Source organism: Streptomyces sp. SLBN-31, assembly GCF_006715395.1.
Lineage (GTDB): Bacteria > Actinomycetota > Actinomycetes > Streptomycetales > Streptomycetaceae > Streptomyces.
This window is the reverse complement of the sequence record NZ_VFNC01000002.1, coordinates 1,988,540-2,010,070: the sequence shown is the minus strand read 5'-3', so window position 1 is coordinate 2,010,070 and position 21,531 is coordinate 1,988,540. Positions and strand designations below refer to the sequence as shown.

Sequence of the window (21,531 nt, the reverse complement as noted above, 5' to 3'; positions counted from 1 at the left end):
TTCGGTACGTTCCACCCGCTCGGTACCGAAGACAACCCCCCGCCCGCTCGCGGTCGTTGAGGTCACCGCCCCCCGTACGCGTACCTCCGCACCGCGAGGGGCATGAACACCGCGATCAGCACCAGGCACCACGCCAGTGATCCGGCGATCGGATGCGTCACCGGCCACGCGCCGCCCGTCGGCACCGGCGCGTTGCCGAACAGGTCCCGCAGTGCCGTGGCGACCGCACTGATCGGGTTCCACTCGGCCGCCGTACGCAGCCACCCGGGCAGACCGGCGGTCGGGATGTAGGCGCTGGACAGCAGCGGCAGCAGGAAGGTCGCGCCGCCCAGCTGGCCGGCCGCCTCCTCGTTCCGGGTGAGCAGCCCGAGGAAGATGCCGATCCACGTCGCGGCGAACCGGAACAGCAGCAACAGCCCCACTGCTCCCACCGCTTCGAACACTCCGCCCTCGACGCGCCAGCCCACCGCGAGCCCCACCAGCAGGAACGGCACCGTCCCGGCCGCCGTCACCACCAGGTCCGCCACGGCCTGTCCGAGCGGCACGGCCGACCTGCTGATCGGCAGCGTCCGCAGCCGGTCCATGACACCTCGGTGCGTGTCCTGGGCCGCCTGGAACATGCCGGTCATGATCCCGCCCGCGGCGGTCGCCACCAGCAGCCCCGGCACCAGGAAGGACCGGTACTCGCGGCCCGGCACCGCCAGCGCGCTGCCGAAGACGTAGCCGAAGAACAGCAGCATGCTGATCGGCATCGTCTGGGTCAGGATCAGCAGTCCCGGGTTGTTCCGCATCCGCCGCAGCTGCCGTCCCAGCAGCGCCGTCCCGTCGTACGCCACTGTGCTCATGCCGCGCGCTCCTCGTCCGTCCCGGTCCCCGTCAGTCGGAGAAAGGCCTCGTCCAGCGTCGGCGGCCGCAGGCTAACGTCGAGCAGCGGCACCCCCGCCGCGTCCAGCTCGCGCACCAGGCGTGGCAGGGTGAGCGTGTCGTCGCGGGTGACCGCGCCGACCGCGCCCCGCTCCGGGTCGAACGTCGGCTCGGCACCGGTGAGCCGGTCGAGGACCGCGGCTGCCCGCACCATCACGTCCGCGTCGGCGACGACGACCTCGACATACGCGCCGACGAGCGCCTTGAACTGCGCGGGCGACCCCGTGTGCGCCACCCGCCCCCGGTCCACCAGGGCTATGTCGTCCGCGAGCCGGTCGGCCTCCTCCAGGTACTGCGTGGTCAGCAGCACGGTCGTGCCGTCGCCGGTGAGTTCGCGCACGGCGTCCCAGATCAGCGCGCGGCTGGCCGGGTCGAGCCCGGTCGTCGGCTCGTCCAGGAACAGCACCTCGGGACGGCGGATCAGGCTCGCCGCGAGGTCCAGCCGGCGGCGCATCCCGCCCGAGTAGGAGGACGCCGGCCGGTCGGCGGCCTCGGCCAGCCCGAACCGGTCGAGGAGCTCGCCGGCCCGCTGCCCCGGCGCGCGCACCCGGTGCAGCCGTCCGAACAGGCACAGGTTCTCCCGGCCCGTGAGATCGCCGTCGACCGACGCGTTCTGCCCGGTGACGCCGATGCTGCGGCGTACGGCCGCCGCCTCCCGCACCAGGTCGTGCCCTGCGATCCGCGCCGAGCCGGCGTCCGGCCGCAGCAGCGTCGTCAGCAGCCGTACGGCGGTCGTCTTGCCCGCCCCGTTGGGCCCGAGGACACCGCAGACCGTGCCCTGGGCCACCGCGAGATCCAGCCCGCGCACCGCGTGCACCTCGCCGAACCTCTTCTCCAGACCTTCACTAAGTACAGCGTACGTAGTTGCCATGCTCCGACCATAGCGCACTACGTACGGTGTACGTAACTACGATGGTGGGCGAGGTGATGATCGATGGCGGGCCGAGCGGCGGTACCCGAAGTGATCTGGGCCCGGCCCGAGCGGGCGGGGCGCGGGCCGAGGCCGGCGTTCACGCGGGCCGACATCGCGGCGGCGGCGGTGAGAATCGCCGACGAGGGGGGCCTGGACGCGGTGTCGATGCGGCATGTCGCGGCCGAACTGGGCTGCGGCACGATGTCGCTGTACAACTACGTCCCCCGTAAGGAGGACCTGTACGAGCTGATGGTGGACGCGGTCAGCGCCGAGCACGAGGAGTGGGAGCCGTCGGGGGACTGGCGGGCCGACATGATGCGGGTGGCCCGGCAGACCCGTGAGCTGATGCACCGGCACCCGTGGCTGCCCCGTCTGATGTCGCCCGTTTACGGGTTCAGCCCCAACGCCCTGCGGTACCTGGAGCACTGCCTGGCCTGTCTGGACCCGCTCGAGGACATGAAGTACGGCATGAAGATGCAGCTGATCGGGCTGCTGAACGGTGTCGTGACGATGTACGTCGTCAACGAGCTGGCCACGGCCGAGCGGACCCGGAACCTGCCGTGGTCGGAGGAGCAGGAGAACGCGGTGCGGATCGCGTATCTGGGCAGTCAGGTCGCGAGCGGGGCGTATCCGCGCATGGCCGCGGCGTTCATGGAGGACCCGGGGCCGATCGACCTCGACGCGGTCTTCGACATGGCGCTGGCGAGGGTGCTCGACGGGTTCGACCCTGAGCGGTAGCGCTCCGCTGGGGGTGCCGGGAGGGGTTGTTGGTCGTCCGCGGCGCCGTCGTGGCTGGTCGCGCAGTTCCCCGCGCCCCTGGGGGGTGAGGCTGGGCGGCGCTTGGCGGGAGGGGTTGTTGGTCGTCCGCGGCGCCGTCGTGGCTGGTCGCGCAGTTCCCCGCGCCCCTGGGGGGTGAGGCTGGGCGGCGCTTGGCGGGAGGGGTTGTTGGTCGTCCGCGGCGCCGTCGTGGCTGGTCGGGCAGTTTCCCGCGCCCCTGGGGGGTGCTCAGATCAGGGTGAACTGGCCCTCGGGGCCCTCCTCGTGGTGGTCCAGGACCGAGGCCGGTCGGTGTGCCGCCTCCGGGGCGGGGAGGACGCCTGCCTTGCGCAGGTCCGCTGCCGTGATCGGCGACGTCACCGTCAACTCCTGCTGCTGCGGCCGCAGTTCCGCCAGCAGGGCCAGGACCGTGATCAGTTCCAGCAGCTCCGAGGTCCAGGTCTGGGGCCAGGTCGCCGGGCGGATCGCGGACAGGGTACCGGGCTCGGCCCCCGCGGTCCGGACCGTGAACCAGTGCTCCAGGACCCGTACCCCCGCCGCCTCGAAGTCCCAGGCCTCGGGCGGTACGGGGGAGATGCGGCCCTCGTCGAGCAGCAGGGTCTCCTCGTCGCGGTCGTAGTCGACGGTGAGCGGGCGTGCGGGCAGCGGGGCGCGGACGTACGGGCGGCGGCCGCCCGGCAGCCTGGGACGGTCGCCGTCGCGGCGCATCAGCCACAGCAGCCGACGGCCCAACTCGACGCCGTGCGACCAGAGTTCCGCGTCCTCGGTGAGCGGGACGGTCAGGTCCGGCCGGACGACCGCCATGATCCAGGCGAGGGCGTCCGGCGGGGTGGGCGGATGGCCGAGGCGGGTGCCCAGATGGTCCAGCAGCCCCTGCGTCAGATTGGGCTCCGTACCACCTGGGCGGCGGTACAGGGGGCGGATGCGGCCGGGGCGCAGCAGCGGGAGGCGGGACGTGGCCAGCAGGGGTGAACCGCCCGTCTCCGAGGGCGTCTCGACCACGAAGACCTGGTGCTCGTCCGCGACGCGCCACAGCTCGGGGCGGGCCGTGTCGATCAGGCGGTGGTCGGGGATCAGCCACTGCTCGTCGAAGGGGGCGTGCAGGACGCGCACCGGCTCGGGGCACGGGCCGGCCGCACGCAGGAGCTTCTCCGTGCCGCTCGACTGGCCCGGGAGTTGCCCCACCGCGGAGTGCAGCGTGCGTGAGCGCGTCGGCTCGAACAGGGCCTCCCGCTCCGGTCCGTCAGCCTTGAGCAGGACGTCCCAGCGGGCCTTCAGGGATGCGGCGTCGGGGCCCGCCGGCCACCCCCGGCCCAGCCGCGGCGGTGCGACGGACCACGGCATGAGGTCCGCCAGCGGCGGAGCGTCGTCGTGCGTCACGCTGGGCATCGTACGACCTGCCACCGACGGTGAGGTCACGTGGCGTCCAGAGTCACCGTGAAGGAGAAGCGGTCCCCGCGGTAGTGGATGACCGCCACGTCCAGGACCCGTCCGGCGGCGTCGTACGTCACCCCCGTGTAGTGCAGGATCGGGCTGAGCAGCGGGACTTGGAGCAGCCGGGCCGTCTCGGGGTCGGCCAGCCGGGCCTCGACGGTGTCCGTGATGCGGCTGATGTCGGCCTGGACGACGTCCCGCAGCACCTTGGTCATGGGCCAGCGCACCAGGTCCGCCGGGTCGACGCGCGCTGCCACGTCCGGACGCACCCAGTTGCGGGCGTGGTTGGTCGGCTCACCGGTCTTCTCGTCGCTGCGCAGCCGGTGGTACGCGGCCACCTCGTCGATCTCCGGGAAGAACTCGGCGAGTTCGGGCGGCACGGGCGCGCTGCCGTGCGACAGCAGCTCGGTCGTCATGCCGGACTGCTGGGCCACGATCGCGTCCACCGAGCCCAGCAGCCGCACCGGGGTGCCCCGGCGGGCGTCCGGCTCGATGAAGGTGCCCCGGCGGCGGTGCCGGGTGATCAGCCCTTCGTCCTCCAGCTCCTTCAACGCCTGCCGCATGGTCAGCACGCTCACCCCGTAGTGCTCCGCCAGCTGTTCCTCGGTGGGCAGGCGGAGGGGGTCCTGGGGCGAACGGCCGAGTATCGAGGCCCGCAGGGACTGCGAGACCTGGTACCAGAGCGGCAACTTGCGGTTCAGGACGATCGAGTCCGGGGCGAAGGAGGTCACGGGGTTATCCGTACCGGTCGGCCGCGATCAGTGCAACGGGCGGAAGTGGCGTTCGAGGCCGTTCCACACGTCGTCGTAGTGCGGCTGCAGGTGCTCCGCGTGGGCCGCGTGCGCGGTGAGGGTGACCGGCCAGCGCGTCTCGAACATGAACGCGAGCCCGTCGTCGATCTTCTGCGGCTTCAGCTCGGCCGCGCTCGCCCGGTCGAAGGTCTCCCGGTCCGGGCCGTGCGCCGACATCATGTTGTGCAGCGAGCCCCCGCCGGGCACGAAACCCTCCGCCTTCGCGTCGTAGGCGCCCTCGATCAGCCCCATGTACTCGCTCATCACGTTCCGGTGGAAGTACGGCGGCCGGAAGGTGTCCTCGCCCACCAGCCAGCGCGGCGCGAAGACCACGAAGTCGACGCCGGCCAGCCCGGGGGTGTCGGAGGGGGCCGTCAGCACCGTGAAGATCGACGGGTCGGGGTGGTCGTAGGAGATGGTGCCGATGACGTTGAAGCGGCGCAGGTCGTAGACGTACGGGACGTGGTTGCCGTGCCAGGCGACGACGTCGAGGGGGGAGTGGTCGTACGTCGCCCGCCACAGGTTGCCGCAGAACTTGTTCACCACCTCCACCGGGCCCTCGACGTCCTCGTAGGCGGCGACAGGTGCCCGGAAGTCACGGGCGTTGGCCAGGCCGTTGGCGCCGATCGGGCCGAGGTCGGGGAGGCGGAAGGGGGCGCCGTAGTTCTCGCACACATATCCGCGGGCCGACTCGTCCAGCAGCTCCACACGGAAGCGCACCCCACGGGGAATCAGCGCCACATGTGCCGGCTCCACATGCAGCATCCCGAACTCCGTGTGCAGCAGCAGCCCGCCGCGTTCGGGGACGATCAGCAGCTCACCGTCGGCGTCGCTGAAGACGCGGTCCATGGAGGCGTTGGCGTGGTAGAGGTGCACGGCCATGCCGGTGCGCTGGGTCGCGTCGCCGTTGCCGCCGAGGGTCCACAGGCCGGCGAGGAAGTCGGTGCCGTCGGCCGGCTCCGGGAGGGGGTTCCAGCGCAGGCGGTTGGGGTCCGGGACGGCCTCCGTGAAGGGGGCGGTGCGGATCCAGCCGTTGTGCGTCTCCGTGAACGGCGGGTGCGCGGCGGAGGGGCGGATGCGGTAGAGCCAGGAGCGGCGGTTGGCGGCGCGCGGCTCGGTGAAGGCGGAACCGCTCAGCTGCTCCGCGTACAGGCCGAGGGGTGCGCGCTGCGGCGAGTTGCGTCCCTCGGGCAGGGCGCCGGGCACCGCCTCGGAGCCGTGCTCGTTGCCGAAACCCGACAGGTAGGTCAGTCCCTCGGCGGTCTTCCGCGCTCCCGCACGCTCGAACCCGCTCGCGCGGGTCGTACCCCCATCGCTCATGATCGCTCCCTTGCGACTCCGATTCCTATGCAACACCGTAGGATTGCGGTTTCCCGTGCGCAAGAGGTACATCGCTCCTCCTCTTCAGGGAGGAGCCGAACCAGCCTTCAGGGGGATCCGCCTGTCGGACCTGTGTTCTAGTCTCCGGGCATGTCGTGGACGCGGGGACTTCTCGCCGCGCTCGCGGTCTGCGTCCTGTTGCTGGCCGGATCCGTGGGCTGCGGCACCAGTGATGCACATGAGGGCGAGAACGGGGTGTCGACATCCCCCGTGGGCAAGGTCCTCGACGGCACCGACCGGGAGGGGCGGCATCTGCGCGAGGTGGAGAAGAAGGGCGCGCCCGAGGTCGGTATCGAGGTGCAGCCGGACACCGACGACACCTGGGACGTACGCCTGAGCGTGCACCACTTCCGCTTCTCGGCGGCCGACGCGAAACGGCGGGCGGTGGCCGGCCGCGGCTATGTACGGCTGTACGTCGACGGCCGGCCCGTCACCCGGCTGCGCTCGGCCGCCTACCGCCTCCCGGCCCGGCTCGTCCCGCGCGGCACCCACCACGTCACCGCCCGGCTGTACGCCGACGACGGCACGGCCTGGGCCGTGAAGGGCCGGCCCGTGCAGAGCACCGCCGACATCACGGCGTCCGAACCCTCGCCGAGCGACACGGCACAGCCGACCACCACGTCCGGCGCCTCGACGCACACGACGGACACGCACGGAATGAGTGCACCAGGCATCGATCTCCGTACCAGGGGGCGAGGTTCACCGGACCGCGTCGGAAAGGCATCATGAAACCCGTGCCCCACGCGACATCGCTACGCCGAGCGCCCGTGCAGCGGCGCAGCGCCGAACGGCTCACCAGGATTCTCGACGCCTGCGCCGACCTCCTCGACGAGGTCGGCTACGACGCCCTCAGTACCCGGGCCGTCGCCCTGCGCGCCGGTGTCCCCATCGGCTCGGTCTACCGCTTCTTCGGCAACAAGCGGCAGATGGCCGACGCCCTGGCCCAGCGCAACCTCGAACGCTTCACGGAGCACGTCACCGAGCGCCTGAAGGGCTCCGGTGAGGGCGGCTGGCGCACCGCGATGGATGCCGTCCTCGACGAGTACCTGTCCATGAAACGCACCGCGCCCGGCTTCTCCCTCGTCGACTTCGGCAACCAGATCCCGGTCGGCGCCCGCGACGCCGAACCCAACCACCGCGTCGCCGACCGCCTCACCGAACTGCTCTCCGGCTATCTCGACCGCGAGCCGGACGAGGACCTGCGCCGCAGCTTCCTCATAGCCGTCGAAACCGCCGACACCCTGGTCCACCTGGCCTTCAGGATGGCACCGGAGGGGGACGCGAAGATCATCGAGGAGGCACGCGAGATGCTGCGGGCCTATCTGGCGCGGGTGCTGGACTGAACAGCGCCTCCACGCCCGCCCGTTGCTAGGATGATCAGGCCCTTGATGCGCGCATGGGGGGACGCCATGGCTCGGGTGGTTTGCATTCACGGAATCGGCCAGCAGTACGCCGGGGAAAGCCAGTTGCACAGCGCATGGCACCCTGCGCTCGCCGACGGACTGCTGCGCGCCGGGGCCACCACCGCCCTCGCCCCGGACGACGTGCGCTGCGTCTTCTACGGTGACCTGTTCCGGCCGCCGGGCCGCACCCTCGCCGTGCAGGACCCGCCCCTGGACGCCTCCGACGTCGACGAGGGCTTCGAGACCGATCTCCTGCTGGCGCTGTGGGCCGAGGCCGCCCGTACGGACGAGGCCGTCCTGCCGCCCGACGCCCGGACCCTGGTCCGTACCGCGCACACCGTCCAGCGGGCCCTCAACGCCCTCAGCCGCTCACGGTTCTTCGCCGGTGTCGCCCTGCGCGGTCTGGTCCTCGACCTCAAACATGTCCGCGCCTACCTGTGCGACCCGGCCGTGCGGGACGCCGTGCAGCAGCGCGTCGCCGCCGCCGTGACCGCACGGACCCGGGTGATCGTGGGACATTCCCTCGGCAGCGTCGTCGCCTACGACGCCCTGTGCGCGAACCCCGGCTGGCCGGTGCGCGCCCTGCTGACGCTGGGCTCCCCACTCGGTATCCGCAACCTCGTCTACGAGCGGTTACCGCGCCCCGGAGCCTGGCCCGGGCCGGTGGAGGCCTGGACGAACATCGCGGACACCGGCGACGTCGTCGCCCTGGTGAAAGACCTGCGACCGCTGTTCGGCGACCGGGTCGTCTGCCACCTCGTCCACAACGGCAGCCGGGCCCACGATGTGACCCGCTACCTCGATACCCCCGAGGCCGGCCGAGCGGTGAACGATGGCTGCGGCGCCGCCTGAGCCGGCCGCACGCCGCTTCCTGATCGCCGCCGCCGTCACGGACGTCAGGGCGCACCCCGAGGCGGACCGTCCCGAACTCGCCGACGACGTACGGCGCATGGAGGAGCTGTTCCTGGGCGAGCTGGGATACGTCCCGGGCGCTCGGATCGGTCTCGATCCCACACTGGCCCAACTCGTCGGCGCCCTGCGCGCGTTCGCGAAGGCGCCGGAGCGGCGGCCGGACGACTACGTCGTGCTCTACCTGGCCACCCACGGGGTGACGGCCCCGCACAACGGACGCCACTACCTGTTGCTCCACGACAGCGACGCCCGCGACCTGAGGGGAACCGCGCTCCCCACCGAGGATTTGGTCGCGCACCTGTGGGAGGACACCGCGATCGAGCGGCTGCTGGTGCTGATCGACGCCTGCTACGCCGAGGAGGGCGCCGACAGCGCCCTGCGCACCGCGCTGGAGGCTCGCCGCTTCCGCGAACCGGTCACCGAGCACGGCAGCACCGGGCTGGTCCTCGTCTCCTCCTCCCGACGGAAGGAAGAGACCTACACCGGCGCCCTGTCCACCGCCTTCGATCGGGCGGTGCGCCGCCAGGCCACCGCGGGACACGCGCCGGCCCACATCAGCCTCGAACACGTCATGGCGGCCATCCACAACGACCCCGAGGTTCCGCGAGCCCAGCGCCCGGTGTGGTCCCTCACCCACGCCACCGGCGACATCCCCGCCTTCCTCCCCAACCCCCGCCACATCCCCGAGGCCGACGGACTCCGGCTGGAGGAGATCGACCGCATCGTGGCCCTCGGCGCCCGCGAACGCGGCGCTCGGGAGCAGGACATGCGGGGCTTCTTTCTGCCCCGGGCGCGGGGGACGGACGTACCCACCGAGGACGTCTGGCACTTCACCGGGCGGCACGCGGCGATCGCGGACGTCACCCGGTGGCTCGCGCCGGAGCCTGCCGAGGGGCGGCTGTGCGTGGTGACCGGGGACCCCGGCTCGGGCAAGTCGTCCCTGCTGGGCATGGTCGCGGTCCTCACCGACCCGGGCCGTTCGGCATCCGTCCCGCGCGCCGGGCTGCCCGCGCTCCTGCCCGGGCCCGGCGCGGTCGACGAACGGATCAACGCCAGTCACCGCTCCACCCGGCAGCTCCTCGACTCCCTGTCCGCGGCGGCGGGCTGTGCCGCCGAGTCGCTCGGGGCGCTCACCGCCCACCTTCAGACCCGCACCGCCCCGCTCGTCGTCCTCATCGACTCCCTCGACGAGGCACTCGCCCCGCACGAGACCGTCGACGAACTGATCACCCCGCTCACCGACCCCGAACGCCGCCTGCCGTTACGCCTGCTGGTGGGGGCCCGCCCGCACATCGCGCACCGCCTCCCCGCCGACGCCCCGCGCATCGACCTCGACTCCGAGCGCTACAGCGACCCCGAGGCCGTCCGCTCCTACGCCCGCAAGCTGCTGTGCCCGCACGGCTCCGTACTCGCGACCGCCGCGTCCGGTCTGGTCGACGCGATCGCCGAAGCCGTCGCCGAGGCCGCCGACCGCTCCTTCCTGGTGGCCCGCATCACCGCCCGCACCATCGCGCGTGAACCGTCTCCGCCCGACCCGTGGGACCCGCGGTGGCGCGAGGACCTCCCGCGGCTGCCGGGCGAGGCGATGGAACGCGACCTCGACCAGCGCCTGGGGACAGAGGCCGGGCGTGCCCGGAACCTGCTCCTCCCGCTCGCCTACGCGCAGGGCGCCGGACTGCCCTGGGGCGGCGTCTGGCCCCGCCTGGCCTCGGCGATCACCGGACGGTCCTACGACGACGAGGACATCGTGTGGCTGCGGCAGGCGGCGGGATCGTACGTGGTGGAGAGCGTGGAGGACGGCGGCTCGGTGTACCGGGTCTACCACCGGGCGCTGATCGAGTACCTGCGGGAGGGTCTCGACCCGCAGTGGGTCCAGCGGACGGTGACGGAGGTGCTGCGGAACGTCGAACACCCTTATGTACGGCGGTACCTCGCGCTGCACGCGGGGGAGGGCGCGGTGCTCGACTCGCTGGTGCAGGACGCCTCCTTCGTGCTCTCCGCAGAGCCGGGCCAGCTCCTCTCCTCCCTGCCCCGGCTGCGGACCGCCGAGGGGCGCCGGGCGGGGCAGGCCCTCCGCGACCTGGAGAGCATGCTGCGCGACCACGCGGGAGCGGGCCCCGAGCCCGAGGCGCGCGCCAGGCTGCGGCTCGGCGCCGTCTGCCACCGGGCCCGCACGCTGGCCGACTCGTGCGACAAGGGTGAGGGGGAGCTCCCCTGGCGGGCACGGTGGGCGGCCTGGAATCCGCACGAGGGCGTGCGGCGATACCCGGGGATGACCATCGGGGTGGGCAAGGGGATCGTGGTGCCGGGACCCGGTGGCGCCCGGTTCCTGGACCTGGTGGCACGGCAGGGGGCCACCTGGTACGACCTGGAGGACGGAGGCACCCGTGCGGCGTACCGCAGCGAGGCCGTCTGGTTCACCCGGACCCTGATGGCACCGCCTCAGCTGCCGGGCACGGTCGCCGCGATGACGGTCGACTCCGAGCCGGCGGTGCAGCGGGGACGCCTGGTGCAGCGGACGGGCTACGTGCGTCTGCTCCACCTTTGGGAAGGGTACGGCCACCAGACCTACGTGCTGCCGCCGAGCCCCGAGTACGACCTCGAGCCAGAGCGCAGGGTCCTGGAAACGCCGGAGCAGCTGGCCGTGCTCGCGGCAGCCGACGGCACCCCCGCGGCGGCGGTCCTGCGGCTGCGCGGCGGACACGTCCTGGTGCACGCCTTCGGACGGGCTCGCCACTATCCGCCGCTGTCCCGCAGACAGCGCCGTGCCCTGTACTCCTGGGAGATCGAGAGCTGGGAGGAACTGGCCGACAGGCTCACCGCGCTCGCTCCCGAGGCGTTGGCCCCGAACGGGCCGGGGGCCCGCGCCACCGCGTGCGCGGCGCCCGCGGGGCTGCCCGCGATGACGTACCTGCTGGGCCGCGAGGACGGCACCGTGCAGCGCCACGAGTACCCCGTGGAGCCGCTCGGCGAGCCGGTGACGACCGGTCACCAGGGAGCCGTCACCCACATCGACCTGGTCACCGGCCATCCGCAGGGCAGCCTGCTGGTCACCGCCGGCGCGGACCACACCCTCCGGCTCTCCCATCTCGTCACGGGCGCGCCCGTCCGCACCCTCCTGACGAGCGTGAACGCCATCGCCTCCTTCGGGGTGCGCCGGGTCGGTCGGCAGTGGATCGTCGCCGCCGTGACGTCCGACGGGCAGCTGCACCGCGTCGACCTCGACAGCGGACGCCCCATCGGCCTGCCGCTGCGCGTGGACGCAGGCCCGTCCGTCCAGCTGAGCACCTTCGGCCTCGGGCCGCACGCCTGCGTCTCCGTTCAGGGCGACACCCGCGGCCTCCAGCTCTACGACCTGGTGACCGGCGACCGGCTCGGCGGCCAGGTCCTCAGGCACTCCGCGGCTGCGGTGTGCCGGGCGGGCGGCACGGTGTGCGTCGGTGGCTCGGACGGGGTGGTAAGGCTGTGGCCCACACCGCACGCCGCGGACTCCGTCGAGGTCACCGCCCACGACGGCCGAATCCTCGCCCTGGGCGAGATCCGCGGCCCGTCCGGCGTACCCGCCCTGGTCAGCGTCGGCGAGGACCATCAGATCCGCTGCTGGGACCTTGGGCGCCGGCACGAGGTGTGGCGGCGCCGGGTGCTGGACCCCGGCCCTTGGCAGGTCCCGCTGATCAGCTGCGCAACCACTGGCCGCACCGCCGACGGCCGGGACTTCGTCGCCACCGGTGAGTACGGCGGCCGGGTGCGGATCCTCGTCCTGCGGGACGGACTGCCGCGCGCCGAGCAGGAGTTCACCGTCCCCGACCTCGTCACGGCGCTGGCCACCGGACGCGTCCGGGGCCGGGACGTGCTGGTCGCCGGCACCGACTCGGGCCGGATCGTGTGCTGGGACGTGGGCGCGGGCCGCATGTACGTCTACGGCCCGCTGCCCGAGGTGCCGGTGTGGACCGCCGCCCTCGCGCTGGCCGTCGACCATTCGGGACGGCTCGCGGTCGGCGGCCTCGACGGCACGGTGCGCGAGTGGTCGCTGCCCACGTGCAGACCGCTGGGGCCGCCTCGCCCGGCACACCGGGGCGGAGTGAGCGGGCTGGCGTACACGTCGACGGGCCTGGTCGGCTTCGGCACCGACCACCGCCTGGTCTCGTACACCGACGGCTGGGAGCGCCGGATGCCGGAGTCCGCCGCCTCGCTCCACGCCACCGAGGACGGACTGCTGTGCGGGGACGAGGCCGGGCAGGTGTGGTGGATGCGCGACACGGCCGAGGGGCGCCGCATGGTGGAGGCGCTCGACGCGGTGCGGCCGGTGTCCGCCGTCACCGCGGTGCCGCAGGAGGAGGGGCCGGCGGTCGTCGTGGGCGCCGCCGACGGCTCGCTCCAGGTGCGCGACGGCGAGCGAGGGGAATTGCTGCGGCGGTTGCGGCCGGTCGACCACAGCGCGGTGCGGCAGCTGGCCTGTGTGGACTGGCGCTCCCCCGGGCGGCCGGTGCGTCCCCTGCTCTTCTCCCGCAGCGAGTACGGCCTGCTGGAGTATTGGGACTTCGGCACCGGCGGCACCGTCTCCTCCGCCGGCCGGCCGCTGGTCACTCCGGTGCCGCACCATCACGAGGGGGCGCGGCTGGAGGTGCTGCCGGACGGCCCCGGCGCGCAGTCGCTGCTGTCCCTCCAGGTGGGCAGCCGTGTCTTCCTGCACGACGTGGCCCGTGGGCCGCTGCCCGACCAGCCCTACTGGACCCCGGCCGACGGGGACGTCCCGGAGACGGAGCCGCATGCGGTGCGCTGTGCCGGGCGTCTGCTGGTCCTGGTGCAGCACCGTGACGACGTGGTGCGCGTGCTGGACACCTCCAGCCGCCGCTGGACCTCCCTGTGGCTCAGGGACGACAGCCTGTGCCATGCGTTCACGCTTGCCACCGCGGACGGCGACGAGCTGCTGCTGGTCGGCACGTTCCGCTCATGGGTCGTCCCGTGGGCGGCGTTGCACGCCCGCTTCACGAGGCCGGGTGAAACGCCGCCCGAGCACCGCGCGGCAGACCGCCGATGGCTGCCTCGGCGCCGTCCCGCCCCGGAGCCGCCGGCGACGCACTCGTACGAGATGGCGGAGTTCGCCGAACACGCGGCCCTGCTGCCCGGCGGCGACACCTACGCCGTTGCGTATGGCACCACCCTCGCCGTCCTCGGCAGCCGCACCGGCACGCTGCAGCTGACCATCGTCCTGCCGTCCCCCTGCACCGCCCTCACCACGGGACCCGCCGGTGAACTGATCGTCGGCACCCGCAACGGCCCGATCCTGTTCGACCGACCCTCTCGCCCAGATGCATACCGGTCGGTATGCTCGGCCCGTCAGTGAGCATAGCCGCCGCCCGGGAGGACCCGTGTCCCGCACCGCCCTGCGTATCTGCCCCCTCTGTGAGGCCACCTGCGGGCTGACCCTCACCATCGAGGGCACCCGGGTCACCGGTGCCCGCGGTGACCGTGACGACGTGTTCAGCCGGGGTTTCATCTGCCCCAAGGGCGCTTCCTTCGGTGCCGTGGACGGCGACCCCGACCGGCTGCGGGCCCCGCTCGTGCGCCGGGACGGCGAGCTGCGCGAGGCCACCTGGGAGGAGGCCTTCGACGCGGTCGCGGCCGGCATACGCGCCGTCGTGGACCGCCACGGCCCGCACGCCGTCGGCGTCGTTCTGGGCAACCCCAACGTCCACACCGTGGCCGGCGGCCTCTACCCGCCGGTGCTGCTCGCCGGACTCGGCACCCGCAGCATCTTCACCGCGTCCACGGTCGACCAGATGCCCAAGCACGTCTCCAGCGGGCTGCTGTTCGGCGACGCCAACGCCATCCCCGTGCCGGACCTGGACCGCACCGACCACCTGCTGCTGATCGGCGCCAACCCCCTGGAGTCCAACGGGAGCCTGTGCACCGCACCCGACTTCCCCGGCAAGCTCAAGGCCCTCAAGGCGCGCGGCGGCACCCTCGTCGTCATCGACCCGCGGCGCACCCGCACCGCCAAACTCGCCGACCGGCACATCCCCATCCGGCCCGGCACCGACGCGCTGCTGCTCGCCGCGATGGCGTACGTGCTCTTCGACGAGGACCTCGTCGACCTCGGCGAGTTGGTGCCGCACGTCGAAGGCGTCGACGAACTCCGCGCCGAACTGCGGGACTTCACCCCTGAGGCGGTCGCCGGCGCCTGTGACGTCGAGCCCGCCCTGATCCGCACCCTGGCCCGTGACCTCGCCGCCGCCCCGACCGCCGCCGTGTACGGCCGGATCGGCAGCTGCACCGTGCCGTACGGCACCCTCGGCAGCTGGCTCGTCGACGTCCTCAACATCCTCACCGGCAACCTCGACCGGCCCGGCGGCGCGCTCTTCCCGCAGGCCGCCACCGACCGGACGCCGCGGCCCGCCGGCCCCAGCCACGGCTTCGCGCTGGGCCGTTGGCACTCGCGAGTGAGCAAGCACCCGGAGGCGAAGGGCGAGTTGCCGCTCTCCGCACTCGCCGAGGAGATCGACACCGCGACCGAGGAGGGCGAGCCGGTCCGCGCCCTGATCGCGGTGGCCGCCAACCCGGTGCTGTCCGCGCCCGACGGCGACCGGCTCGACAAGGCCCTGGACGGCTTGGACTTCATGGTCAGCGTCGATCCGTACCTGAACGAGACCTCGCGCCACGCGGACGTCGTGCTGCCGCCGCCCCCGCCCTCCCAGAGCCCGCACCACGACTTCGCCTTCAACACCCTCGCCGTGCGCAACCAGGTCCGCTACACCCGCCCCGCCGTCCCGCTGGAGCCCGGCCGCATGGCCGAGACCGAGATCCTGGCCCGGCTGATCCTGGCCGCGACCGGCATGCACGGCACCGACCCGTCCGCCGTGGACGACCTGGTCGTCGGCCAGACCCTCGGCAAGGCGGTCAAGGAGCCCCACTCGCCCGTCCACGGCCGCGACCCCAAGGAGCTCGCCGCCCTCCTCACCGGCGAGAACGGCCCCGAGCGCCGGCTGGACATGATGCTGCGCCTCGGCCCCTACGGCGACGGCTTCGGCGTACGCCCCGACGGGCTGTCGCTGGAGAAGCTGCTCGCGCATCCGCACGGCATCGACCTCGGACCGCTGGCCCCCCGCCTCCCGCAGCCGCTGAAGACCCGCAGCGGCAAGGTCGAACTGCTGGCGTGGCCGATCGCCGACGACCTGCCCCGGCTCAGGCGCGCCCTCGACGAACTGCCCCACGGGCTGGTGCTCGTCGGACGCCGGCACCTGCGCTCCAACAACAGCTGGATGCACAACGTCCCGGCCCTGACCGGCGGTTCCAACCGGTGCACCCTGCACATCCACCCCGAGGACGCCGAGCGGCTCGGGGTGCGCGACGGGGACCCGGTGCGGGTGAAGGGGGCCGGGGGAGAGGTGACCGCCCCGGCGGAGGTCACGGACGCCGTGCGCCGGGGTGTGGTGAGCCTGCCGCACGGCTGGGGCCACGACCGGCCCGGCACCCGGATGAGCCACGCCGCCACCGACCCCGGAGTCAACGTCAACCAGCTCCTCGACGGCAGCCTCCTCGACCCGCTGTCCGGCAACGCCGTGCTCAACGGAGTGCCGGTGGAAATCGCCGCCGCGCTGCCCGCCTGACCTGAGCAAAGCTGTGACCTGCGGTTTTGCGCTTATTGCTCACACGTCAACTACTTGTTAACGCCGATTGAACGGACCTAACGTCATCGCACCGCCTGCCCCGGTGGGATGTTCAAGGGCGAACGTTAGGTATCCATTCATGCTGACCATCCTCGGCTTCGCCATGATCGCGACCTTCCTGGTCCTGATCATGCTGAAGAAGATGTCGCCGATCGCGGCGCTCGTGCTGATTCCCGCGCTGTTCTGCGTGTTCGTCGGCAAGGGCGCCAAGCTCGGTGACTACGTCATCGACGGCGTCACCAGCCTCGCCCCCACCGCGGCGATGCTCATGTTCGCGATCGTCTACTTCGGTGTGATGATCGACGTCGGCCTCTTCGACCCGATCGTTCGGGGAATCCTGAAGTTCTGCAAGGCCGACCCGCTCCGGATCGTCGTCGGTACGGCGGTCCTCGCCGCGATCGTCTCCCTCGACGGCGACGGCTCCACCACCTTCATGATCACCGTCTCGGCGATGTACCCGCTGTACAAGCGCCTGAAGATGAGCCTGGTCGTGATGACCGGTGTCGCCGCGATGGCCAACGGCGTGATGAACACGCTGCCCTGGGGCGGCCCGACCGCCCGCGCGGCCACCGCGCTGAAGCTCGACGCGAGCGACATCTTCGTGCCGATGATCCCGGCCCTCGCCATGGGCCTGCTTTTCGTCTTCGCCCTCGCCTACGTCCTCGGCCGCCGCGAGCGCAAGCGGCTCGGCGTGCTGACGCTGGACGAGGTGCTCGTGGAGGAGCCCGCCGAGCAGGAGACCGTGCTGGTCGGCGCGGGCACCGGGAACGGCGCCAAGAACGGCAAGGGACCTCGCAACGGCGCCGGTTCGGGCACCGGCGCGGGCCTGGCCGACGCGCCCGAGGACGAGGGCTTCCAGGGACTCGACCCCCACCGGCCCACCCTGCGCCCCAGGCTCTACTGGTTCAACGCGCTGCTCACGGTCGTCCTGCTCACCGCCATGATCATGGAGTGGCTGCCGATCCCGGTGCTGTTCCTGCTCGGCGCGGCCCTGACCCTCACCGTCAACTTCCCGCACATGCCCGACCAGAAGGCCCGGATCGCCGCGCACGCCGAGAACGTCCTCAACGTCTCCGGCATGGTCTTCGCCGCCGCCGTCTTCACCGGCGTCCTGCAGGGCACCGGCATGGTCGACCACATGGCCAAGTGGCTGGTGAACAACATCCCCGACGGCATGGGCCCGCACATGGCCTTCGTCACCGGCGTGCTGAGCATCCCGCTGACGTACTTCATGTCCAACGACGGCTTCTACTTCGGCATCCTCCCCGTCCTCGCCGAGGCCGGCCAGGCACACGGCGTCTCCTCCCTGGAGATCGCCCGCGCCTCCCTCATCGGCCAGCCCCTGCACATGTCCAGCCCGCTCGTCCCCGCCGTCTACGTCCTGGTCGGCATGGCCAAGGTGGAGTTCGGCGACCACACCAGGTTCGTGGTCAAGTGGGCCGCGCTCACCTCGCTCGTCGTCCTGGGCGCGGGCATCCTCTTCGGCATCATCTGACCGCACCGCGAAAGGTTCCGTCCCATGAGGCCCGGTGGGAACCGCGGCTGGCTGCTCCGCCTCGTCATCGCCTTCTCCTTCGCACAGGGGGCGGTGTCGATGGCCCGGCCCGCCGTCTCCTACCGGGCCCTCGCGCTGGGCGCCGACGAGCGGGCGGTCGGCGTCATCGCGGGCGTCTACGCCCTCCTCCCGCTCTTCGCCGCCGTACCGCTGGGCCGCCGCACCGACCACGGCCGCTGCGCGCCCCTGCTCCCGGTCGGCGTCGCACTGATCGCCGGCGGCTGCGCCCTGAGCGGGCTCGCCGACTCCCTGTGGGCGATGGCGGTGTGGAGCGGCGTGATGGGGCTCGGCCACCTCTGCTTCGTGATCGGCGCCCAGTCCTTGGTGGCCCGCCAATCCGCCCCGCACGAACAGGACCGCAACTTCGGGCACTTCACCATCGGCGCCTCCCTCGGCCAGCTCGTCGGCCCGATCGCGGCGGGCGCGCTGATCGGCGGTCCCGACATGGCGGGCACGAGCGCGCTGGCGCTGCTGGTGGCAGGCGCGGGCGCCGCGGCCGCCTTCACCTCGTTGTGGCGCATCGAGGACCGTACGGCGGTCAACTCCCGTGCGGCGCAAGCGGACCGGGTCGCCGTGGGCAGCATCCTGCGGGCCCGGGGCGTGCCCGCCGGCATGCTCATCAGCCTCTCCGTGCTGTCCGCCACCGACATCCTCACCGCCTATCTCCCGGTGGTCGGCGAGCACCGCGATATCGCGCCCTCCGTGATCGGCGTGCTGCTCAGCCTGCGGGCCGGCGCCACCGTCGCCTGCCGGCTCGTCCTGACTCCGCTGCTACGGCTGCTCGGCCGGACCGCGCTGCTGACCGTGACGTGCCTGCTGGCCGCCGTACTGTGTGCGGGCATCGCGCTGCCGGTGCCGGTCTGGGCCCTCGGACTGATGCTGACGGCGCTCGGCTTCTGCCTGGGCGTCGGCCAGCCGCTGTCCATGACGACCGTCGTCCAGGCCGCCCCCGACGGCGCCCGCTCCACCGCGCTCGCCCTGCGGCTGACCGGCAACCGCCTCGGCCAGGTCGCCGCCCCCGCGACGGCGGGCTTGGTCGCGGGCCTCGTCGGCGCGGCCGCGCCCTTCGTCATGCTCGGGGGGCTGCTGTTGCTGTCGGCGGGGGTCGCGCTGCGCTCGCCTGCTCCGGACGGAGGAAAAGTGACGGGGCGTCGGGCGACGCTCCCGCACTCCGCGCGCCGCATGTGAAGGAGAGTCAGAATAACCGCGATTTATACGAAAATCGTCTGACTCGGAGGACTCGCATGCCCACCATGCCTCTGCGGCGTCGCGCGCGAGTCCGCCGGCGGCCTAGACCCTCGCCGGGAGCGCGCTCCTCGGCTCGCCGGCGGACTCGCGCGACGCCGCGATCAACCAGGTCGCCGGTGCCGCCGCCGTCGGTCTGGCCGCGGTGGGCGGGGCGGCCTATTTCCGGCTCCGTCGCCGCCCGCATGGCAGGGCGTAGCACCAGGACACCGGGGCCCGGCGCCCGCCGCCCGTCCACACACCGTGGACGGGCGCGCCACCCCAGACCCTGGTACCGGACGCGCGCCTGCCGCCTGACCCGGACGCACGTCCTCGGGGTCCTGCTGGTGGTGGGCGCCGTCCGGTGCACCCAGGACGACGGCCCTCCCGCCACGACGGCCACCCCCGCGCACCCCCCGGCCGGCTCCCGGCCCCCGCCCCCCGCGCCTCCGACGCGCGCCCCGCCCCGCACCGGACGGCACCGCGCCGCACCGCCCCGCCGCCCCGCCCGCTGTCCCGCTCCCGCCCGACCCGCGTCGTCATCCCCGACACCGGGGTCGGCGCCCCGGTCTTCGGCCTCGGCCTGGACCGCGACCGCCGGCTCACCGCGCCCCCCGATGACGACGGCCACCGGGTGGGCTGGTACGAGGGCGGCCCCTCGCCGGGCGAACAGGGCACCGCAGTCGTCGTCGGCCATCTGGACACCCGGACCGGCCCCGCGGTCTTCGCCGGTCACGGCGAGCTCGGCCCCGGCCACCTCGTCGAACTGCGCCGCGCGGACGGCCGGAGAGCCGTCCACACCGTCGACAGGGTCCGGACGTACGAGAAGGCGCACTTCCCCAACGGCGAGGTCTACGGCGCCCGCGGCCGGCCCGAGCTGCGGCTGATCACCTGCGGCGGCATCTACGACCGCAGGACCGGCTACGCGGGCAACACCGTGGTGTTCGCGCACCTCACCCGCACACGGTGAGCGCGGACGGACCGCTGAACGAGATCGTCCGCTTTCTCACAGGCTGAACCCGAGCGTCCGAAGTCTTCCCTCGGCCGGGCACATTCCGTTAACTTCCGTGACCCACAGGCCTCGTGCGAACCGCACGAGGTGGTCGGCATCGCGGAGCACCAGCGCCCAGCAGCCCCCGGGGGCAACAGTCATGACACGCGCCATCTCCCTGCAGGACGTGAGCAAGACCTACACGCGAGACGTTCGCGTGGTGGACCGGCTGTCGCTGGACATCGAGCCCGGCGAGTTCCTCGTCCTGCTCGGGCCCTCGGGCTGCGGCAAGTCCACCGTGCTGCGCATGATCGCCGGGCTGGAGGAGATCACCGAGGGCAGGCTGCTGCTCGACGGCGAGGAGGCCAACGACCTGCTGCCCTCCGAGCGGAACATGGCGATGGTCTTCCAGAATTTCGCCCTCTACCCGAACATGACGAGCCGCGGGAACATCGGATTCCCGCTGCGGGTGGAGAACCCGGGCGAGGACCCGCGCCCCCGCGTCGACGCCACCGCCCGCATGCTCGGCATCGAGGACCTCCTGGACCGCCTCCCAGCCCAGCTCTCCGGCGGCGAGCGGCAGCGCGTCGCCATGGGCCGGGCCATCGCCCGCCACCCGTCCGCGTTCCTCATGGACGAGCCGCTGTCCAACCTCGACGCCAAGCTCCGCAACCATCTGCGCGCCGAGATCTCCAAGCTCACCCGCGAACTGGGCGTCACCACGGTCTACGTCACCCACGACCAGGCCGAGGCCATGTCACTCGGCGACCGGGTCGCCGTGCTGCGCGGTGGGGTCCTGCAGCAGCTCGGCACCCCGCGCGCGGTCTACGCCCTGCCCCGCAACGTCTTCGTCGCCGCCTTCATCGGCACCCCGCGCATCAACCTGCTGCGCGGCCTGGTCCGCGCCCCGCTCGACGGCGCGATGACCATCAGCCTGGGCAAGCAGTATCTGCGGCTGCCCGAACCCCTGTCCCAGGACCACCAGTTGCTCCGCGTCCAGCAGGGGCGCGAGGTGATCGTCGGCCTGCGCTCGGAGGCCATCCGCATCGCCAAGCACAGCTCCGCCCGCCCCGGCGAGGTGCCGCTCACCGGTCTGGTGGAGCACGTGGAGTTCCAGGGGCACGAGATCCTCGTCCACTTCAACACCGGCTCCCAGCCCGCCGTCGTACCGGACCTGGAGGCGCCCCGTCCCGCCTCGCGGCCGTCCCGGCGGCGGCGCAGGGACAGCGGGGCGACGGTGCTGGGGCGGCTGCGGGAGCGGGCGGGCGCGATGCGGGCCGGACCGGTGGTGGTCCTGGACGAGCCGGCCGACCCGGACCCGGCGGCGACGCCCTCGGAGCCCCGCCTCCCCGGCGACCTGGTGGTCCGCACCACCCCCGACATCGACCTCCGCCGCGGCCTGCAGGTCCCCCTCCTCGTCGACATCGCCCACCTGTTCGTCTTCGACCAGCACGGCGAGCGGATCTCCCCGGCTCCGGCGCGGCTGCCCGACCTGGAGGAGTAGCGGCTCTCCGGCGGGGGGAGTCTGGCGTCCGAAAACTATCGCCGCTAGTTTAT

The 21,531-nt window shown here is 72.7% G+C and carries 15 protein-coding genes; 10 read left to right on the top strand and 5 right to left on the bottom strand.

Annotated elements, in window-relative coordinates; genetic code table 11:
- Positions 1-62 precede the first annotated feature (62 nt).
- Both FBY22_RS29235 and FBY22_RS29230 read right to left on the bottom strand, forming a co-directional pair.
- Positions 63-845: an ABC transporter permease gene (locus FBY22_RS29235; RefSeq protein ID WP_142150962.1), complete on the bottom strand. Its 783-nt coding sequence runs from the start codon at positions 843-845 to the stop codon at positions 63-65.
- Entirely contained in the window at positions 842-1,795 is a 954-nt protein-coding gene (locus tag FBY22_RS29230; protein WP_142150960.1) for an ATP-binding cassette domain-containing protein, read from the bottom strand. The genes FBY22_RS29235 and FBY22_RS29230 overlap by 4 nt, the downstream gene beginning before the upstream one ends.
- Positions 1,796-1,858: 63 nt before the next feature.
- Here FBY22_RS29230 and FBY22_RS29225 point away from each other — a divergent pair, with 63 nt between their 5' ends.
- Positions 1,859-2,575, top strand: coding sequence for a TetR/AcrR family transcriptional regulator (locus FBY22_RS29225; protein WP_142150958.1), 717 nt, complete (start codon positions 1,859-1,861; stop codon positions 2,573-2,575).
- Between the two features lie 267 nt (positions 2,576-2,842).
- Here FBY22_RS29225 and FBY22_RS29220 read toward each other — a convergent pair whose 3' ends face one another.
- The 3 genes from FBY22_RS29220 to hmgA are packed head-to-tail and all read right to left on the bottom strand — an operon-like array spanning position 2,843 to position 6,159.
- Positions 2,843-4,003 carry a type ISP restriction/modification enzyme gene (locus FBY22_RS29220; protein WP_174267288.1) on the bottom strand — a complete coding sequence of 387 codons (1,161 nt, stop codon included), beginning with the start codon at positions 4,001-4,003 and terminating at the stop codon, positions 2,843-2,845.
- A 26-nt stretch (positions 4,004-4,029) separates the two neighbouring features.
- The gene (locus tag FBY22_RS29215; RefSeq protein ID WP_142150954.1) at positions 4,030-4,779 is read right to left on the bottom strand and encodes a GntR family transcriptional regulator; all 750 of its coding nucleotides are present in this window, start codon (positions 4,777-4,779) and stop codon (positions 4,030-4,032) included.
- 27 nt (positions 4,780-4,806) lie between these two features.
- Entirely contained in the window at positions 4,807-6,159 is a 1,353-nt protein-coding gene (hmgA, locus tag FBY22_RS29210) for a homogentisate 1,2-dioxygenase (RefSeq protein WP_142150952.1), read from the bottom strand.
- Positions 6,160-6,309: 150 nt separating this feature from the next.
- Between hmgA and FBY22_RS29205 the strand changes: the two genes are divergently transcribed.
- The 9 genes from FBY22_RS29205 to FBY22_RS29165 all read left to right on the top strand — a co-directional run bounded on the left by FBY22_RS29205 (position 6,310) and on the right by FBY22_RS29165 (position 21,478).
- Positions 6,310-6,948 (top strand): hypothetical protein, encoded by a 639-nt coding sequence (locus FBY22_RS29205; RefSeq protein ID WP_142150950.1) that lies wholly within the window; start codon positions 6,310-6,312, stop codon positions 6,946-6,948.
- Positions 6,945-7,562 carry a TetR/AcrR family transcriptional regulator gene (locus tag FBY22_RS29200; protein ID WP_142150948.1) on the top strand — a complete coding sequence of 206 codons (618 nt, stop codon included), beginning with the start codon at positions 6,945-6,947 and terminating at the stop codon, positions 7,560-7,562. The genes FBY22_RS29205 and FBY22_RS29200 overlap by 4 nt, the downstream gene beginning before the upstream one ends.
- A gap of 66 nt (positions 7,563-7,628) precedes the next feature.
- Positions 7,629-8,474 (top strand): hypothetical protein, encoded by an 846-nt coding sequence (locus tag FBY22_RS29195; protein WP_174267287.1) that lies wholly within the window; start codon positions 7,629-7,631, stop codon positions 8,472-8,474.
- Positions 8,455-13,881: a caspase family protein gene (locus FBY22_RS29190; protein ID WP_142150946.1), complete on the top strand. Its 5,427-nt coding sequence runs from the start codon at positions 8,455-8,457 to the stop codon at positions 13,879-13,881. The genes FBY22_RS29195 and FBY22_RS29190 overlap by 20 nt, the downstream gene beginning before the upstream one ends.
- Before the next feature lie 25 nt (positions 13,882-13,906).
- Complete coding sequence (locus tag FBY22_RS29185) at positions 13,907-16,144, top strand: molybdopterin oxidoreductase family protein (protein WP_142150944.1); 2,238 nt, start codon at positions 13,907-13,909, stop codon at positions 16,142-16,144.
- A 139-nt stretch (positions 16,145-16,283) separates the two neighbouring features.
- Positions 16,284-17,699 (top strand): CitMHS family transporter, encoded by a 1,416-nt coding sequence (locus FBY22_RS29180; protein ID WP_142150942.1) that lies wholly within the window; start codon positions 16,284-16,286, stop codon positions 17,697-17,699.
- 24 nt (positions 17,700-17,723) lie between these two features.
- Positions 17,724-18,947: an MFS transporter gene (locus tag FBY22_RS29175; RefSeq protein WP_142150940.1), complete on the top strand. Its 1,224-nt coding sequence runs from the start codon at positions 17,724-17,726 to the stop codon at positions 18,945-18,947.
- 400 nt (positions 18,948-19,347) lie between these two features.
- Positions 19,348-19,953: a class F sortase gene (locus tag FBY22_RS29170; protein WP_142150938.1), complete on the top strand. Its 606-nt coding sequence runs from the start codon at positions 19,348-19,350 to the stop codon at positions 19,951-19,953.
- 181 nt (positions 19,954-20,134) lie between these two features.
- Entirely contained in the window at positions 20,135-21,478 is a 1,344-nt protein-coding gene (locus tag FBY22_RS29165) for an ABC transporter ATP-binding protein (RefSeq protein WP_142150936.1), read from the top strand.
- The last annotated feature ends 53 nt before the right edge of the window (positions 21,479-21,531 follow it).

What these genes read in the sequence shown, in the direction of transcription:
- FBY22_RS29165 (WP_142150936.1), top strand. Translation starts at nt 20,135, where the DNA reads ATGACACGCGCCATCTCCCTGCAGGACGTGAGCAAGACCTACACGCGA.
- FBY22_RS29190 (WP_142150946.1), top strand. Translation starts at nt 8,455, where the DNA reads ATGGCTGCGGCGCCGCCTGAGCCGGCCGCACGCCGCTTCCTGATCGCC.
- FBY22_RS29200 (WP_142150948.1), top strand. Translation starts at nt 6,945, where the DNA reads ATGAAACCCGTGCCCCACGCGACATCGCTACGCCGAGCGCCCGTGCAG.
- FBY22_RS29205 (WP_142150950.1), top strand. Translation starts at nt 6,310, where the DNA reads ATGTCGTGGACGCGGGGACTTCTCGCCGCGCTCGCGGTCTGCGTCCTG.
- FBY22_RS29235 (WP_142150962.1), bottom strand. Translation starts at nt 845, where the DNA reads ATGAGCACAGTGGCGTACGACGGGACGGCGCTGCTGGGACGGCAGCTG.
- FBY22_RS29195 (WP_174267287.1), top strand. Translation starts at nt 7,629, where the DNA reads ATGGCTCGGGTGGTTTGCATTCACGGAATCGGCCAGCAGTACGCCGGG.
- hmgA (WP_142150952.1), bottom strand. Translation starts at nt 6,159, where the DNA reads ATGAGCGATGGGGGTACGACCCGCGCGAGCGGGTTCGAGCGTGCGGGA.
- FBY22_RS29230 (WP_142150960.1), bottom strand. Translation starts at nt 1,795, where the DNA reads ATGGCAACTACGTACGCTGTACTTAGTGAAGGTCTGGAGAAGAGGTTC.
- FBY22_RS29180 (WP_142150942.1), top strand. Translation starts at nt 16,284, where the DNA reads ATGCTGACCATCCTCGGCTTCGCCATGATCGCGACCTTCCTGGTCCTG.
- FBY22_RS29175 (WP_142150940.1), top strand. Translation starts at nt 17,724, where the DNA reads ATGAGGCCCGGTGGGAACCGCGGCTGGCTGCTCCGCCTCGTCATCGCC.
- FBY22_RS29225 (WP_142150958.1), top strand. Translation starts at nt 1,859, where the DNA reads ATGGCGGGCCGAGCGGCGGTACCCGAAGTGATCTGGGCCCGGCCCGAG.
- FBY22_RS29220 (WP_174267288.1), bottom strand. Translation starts at nt 4,003, where the DNA reads ATGCCCAGCGTGACGCACGACGACGCTCCGCCGCTGGCGGACCTCATG.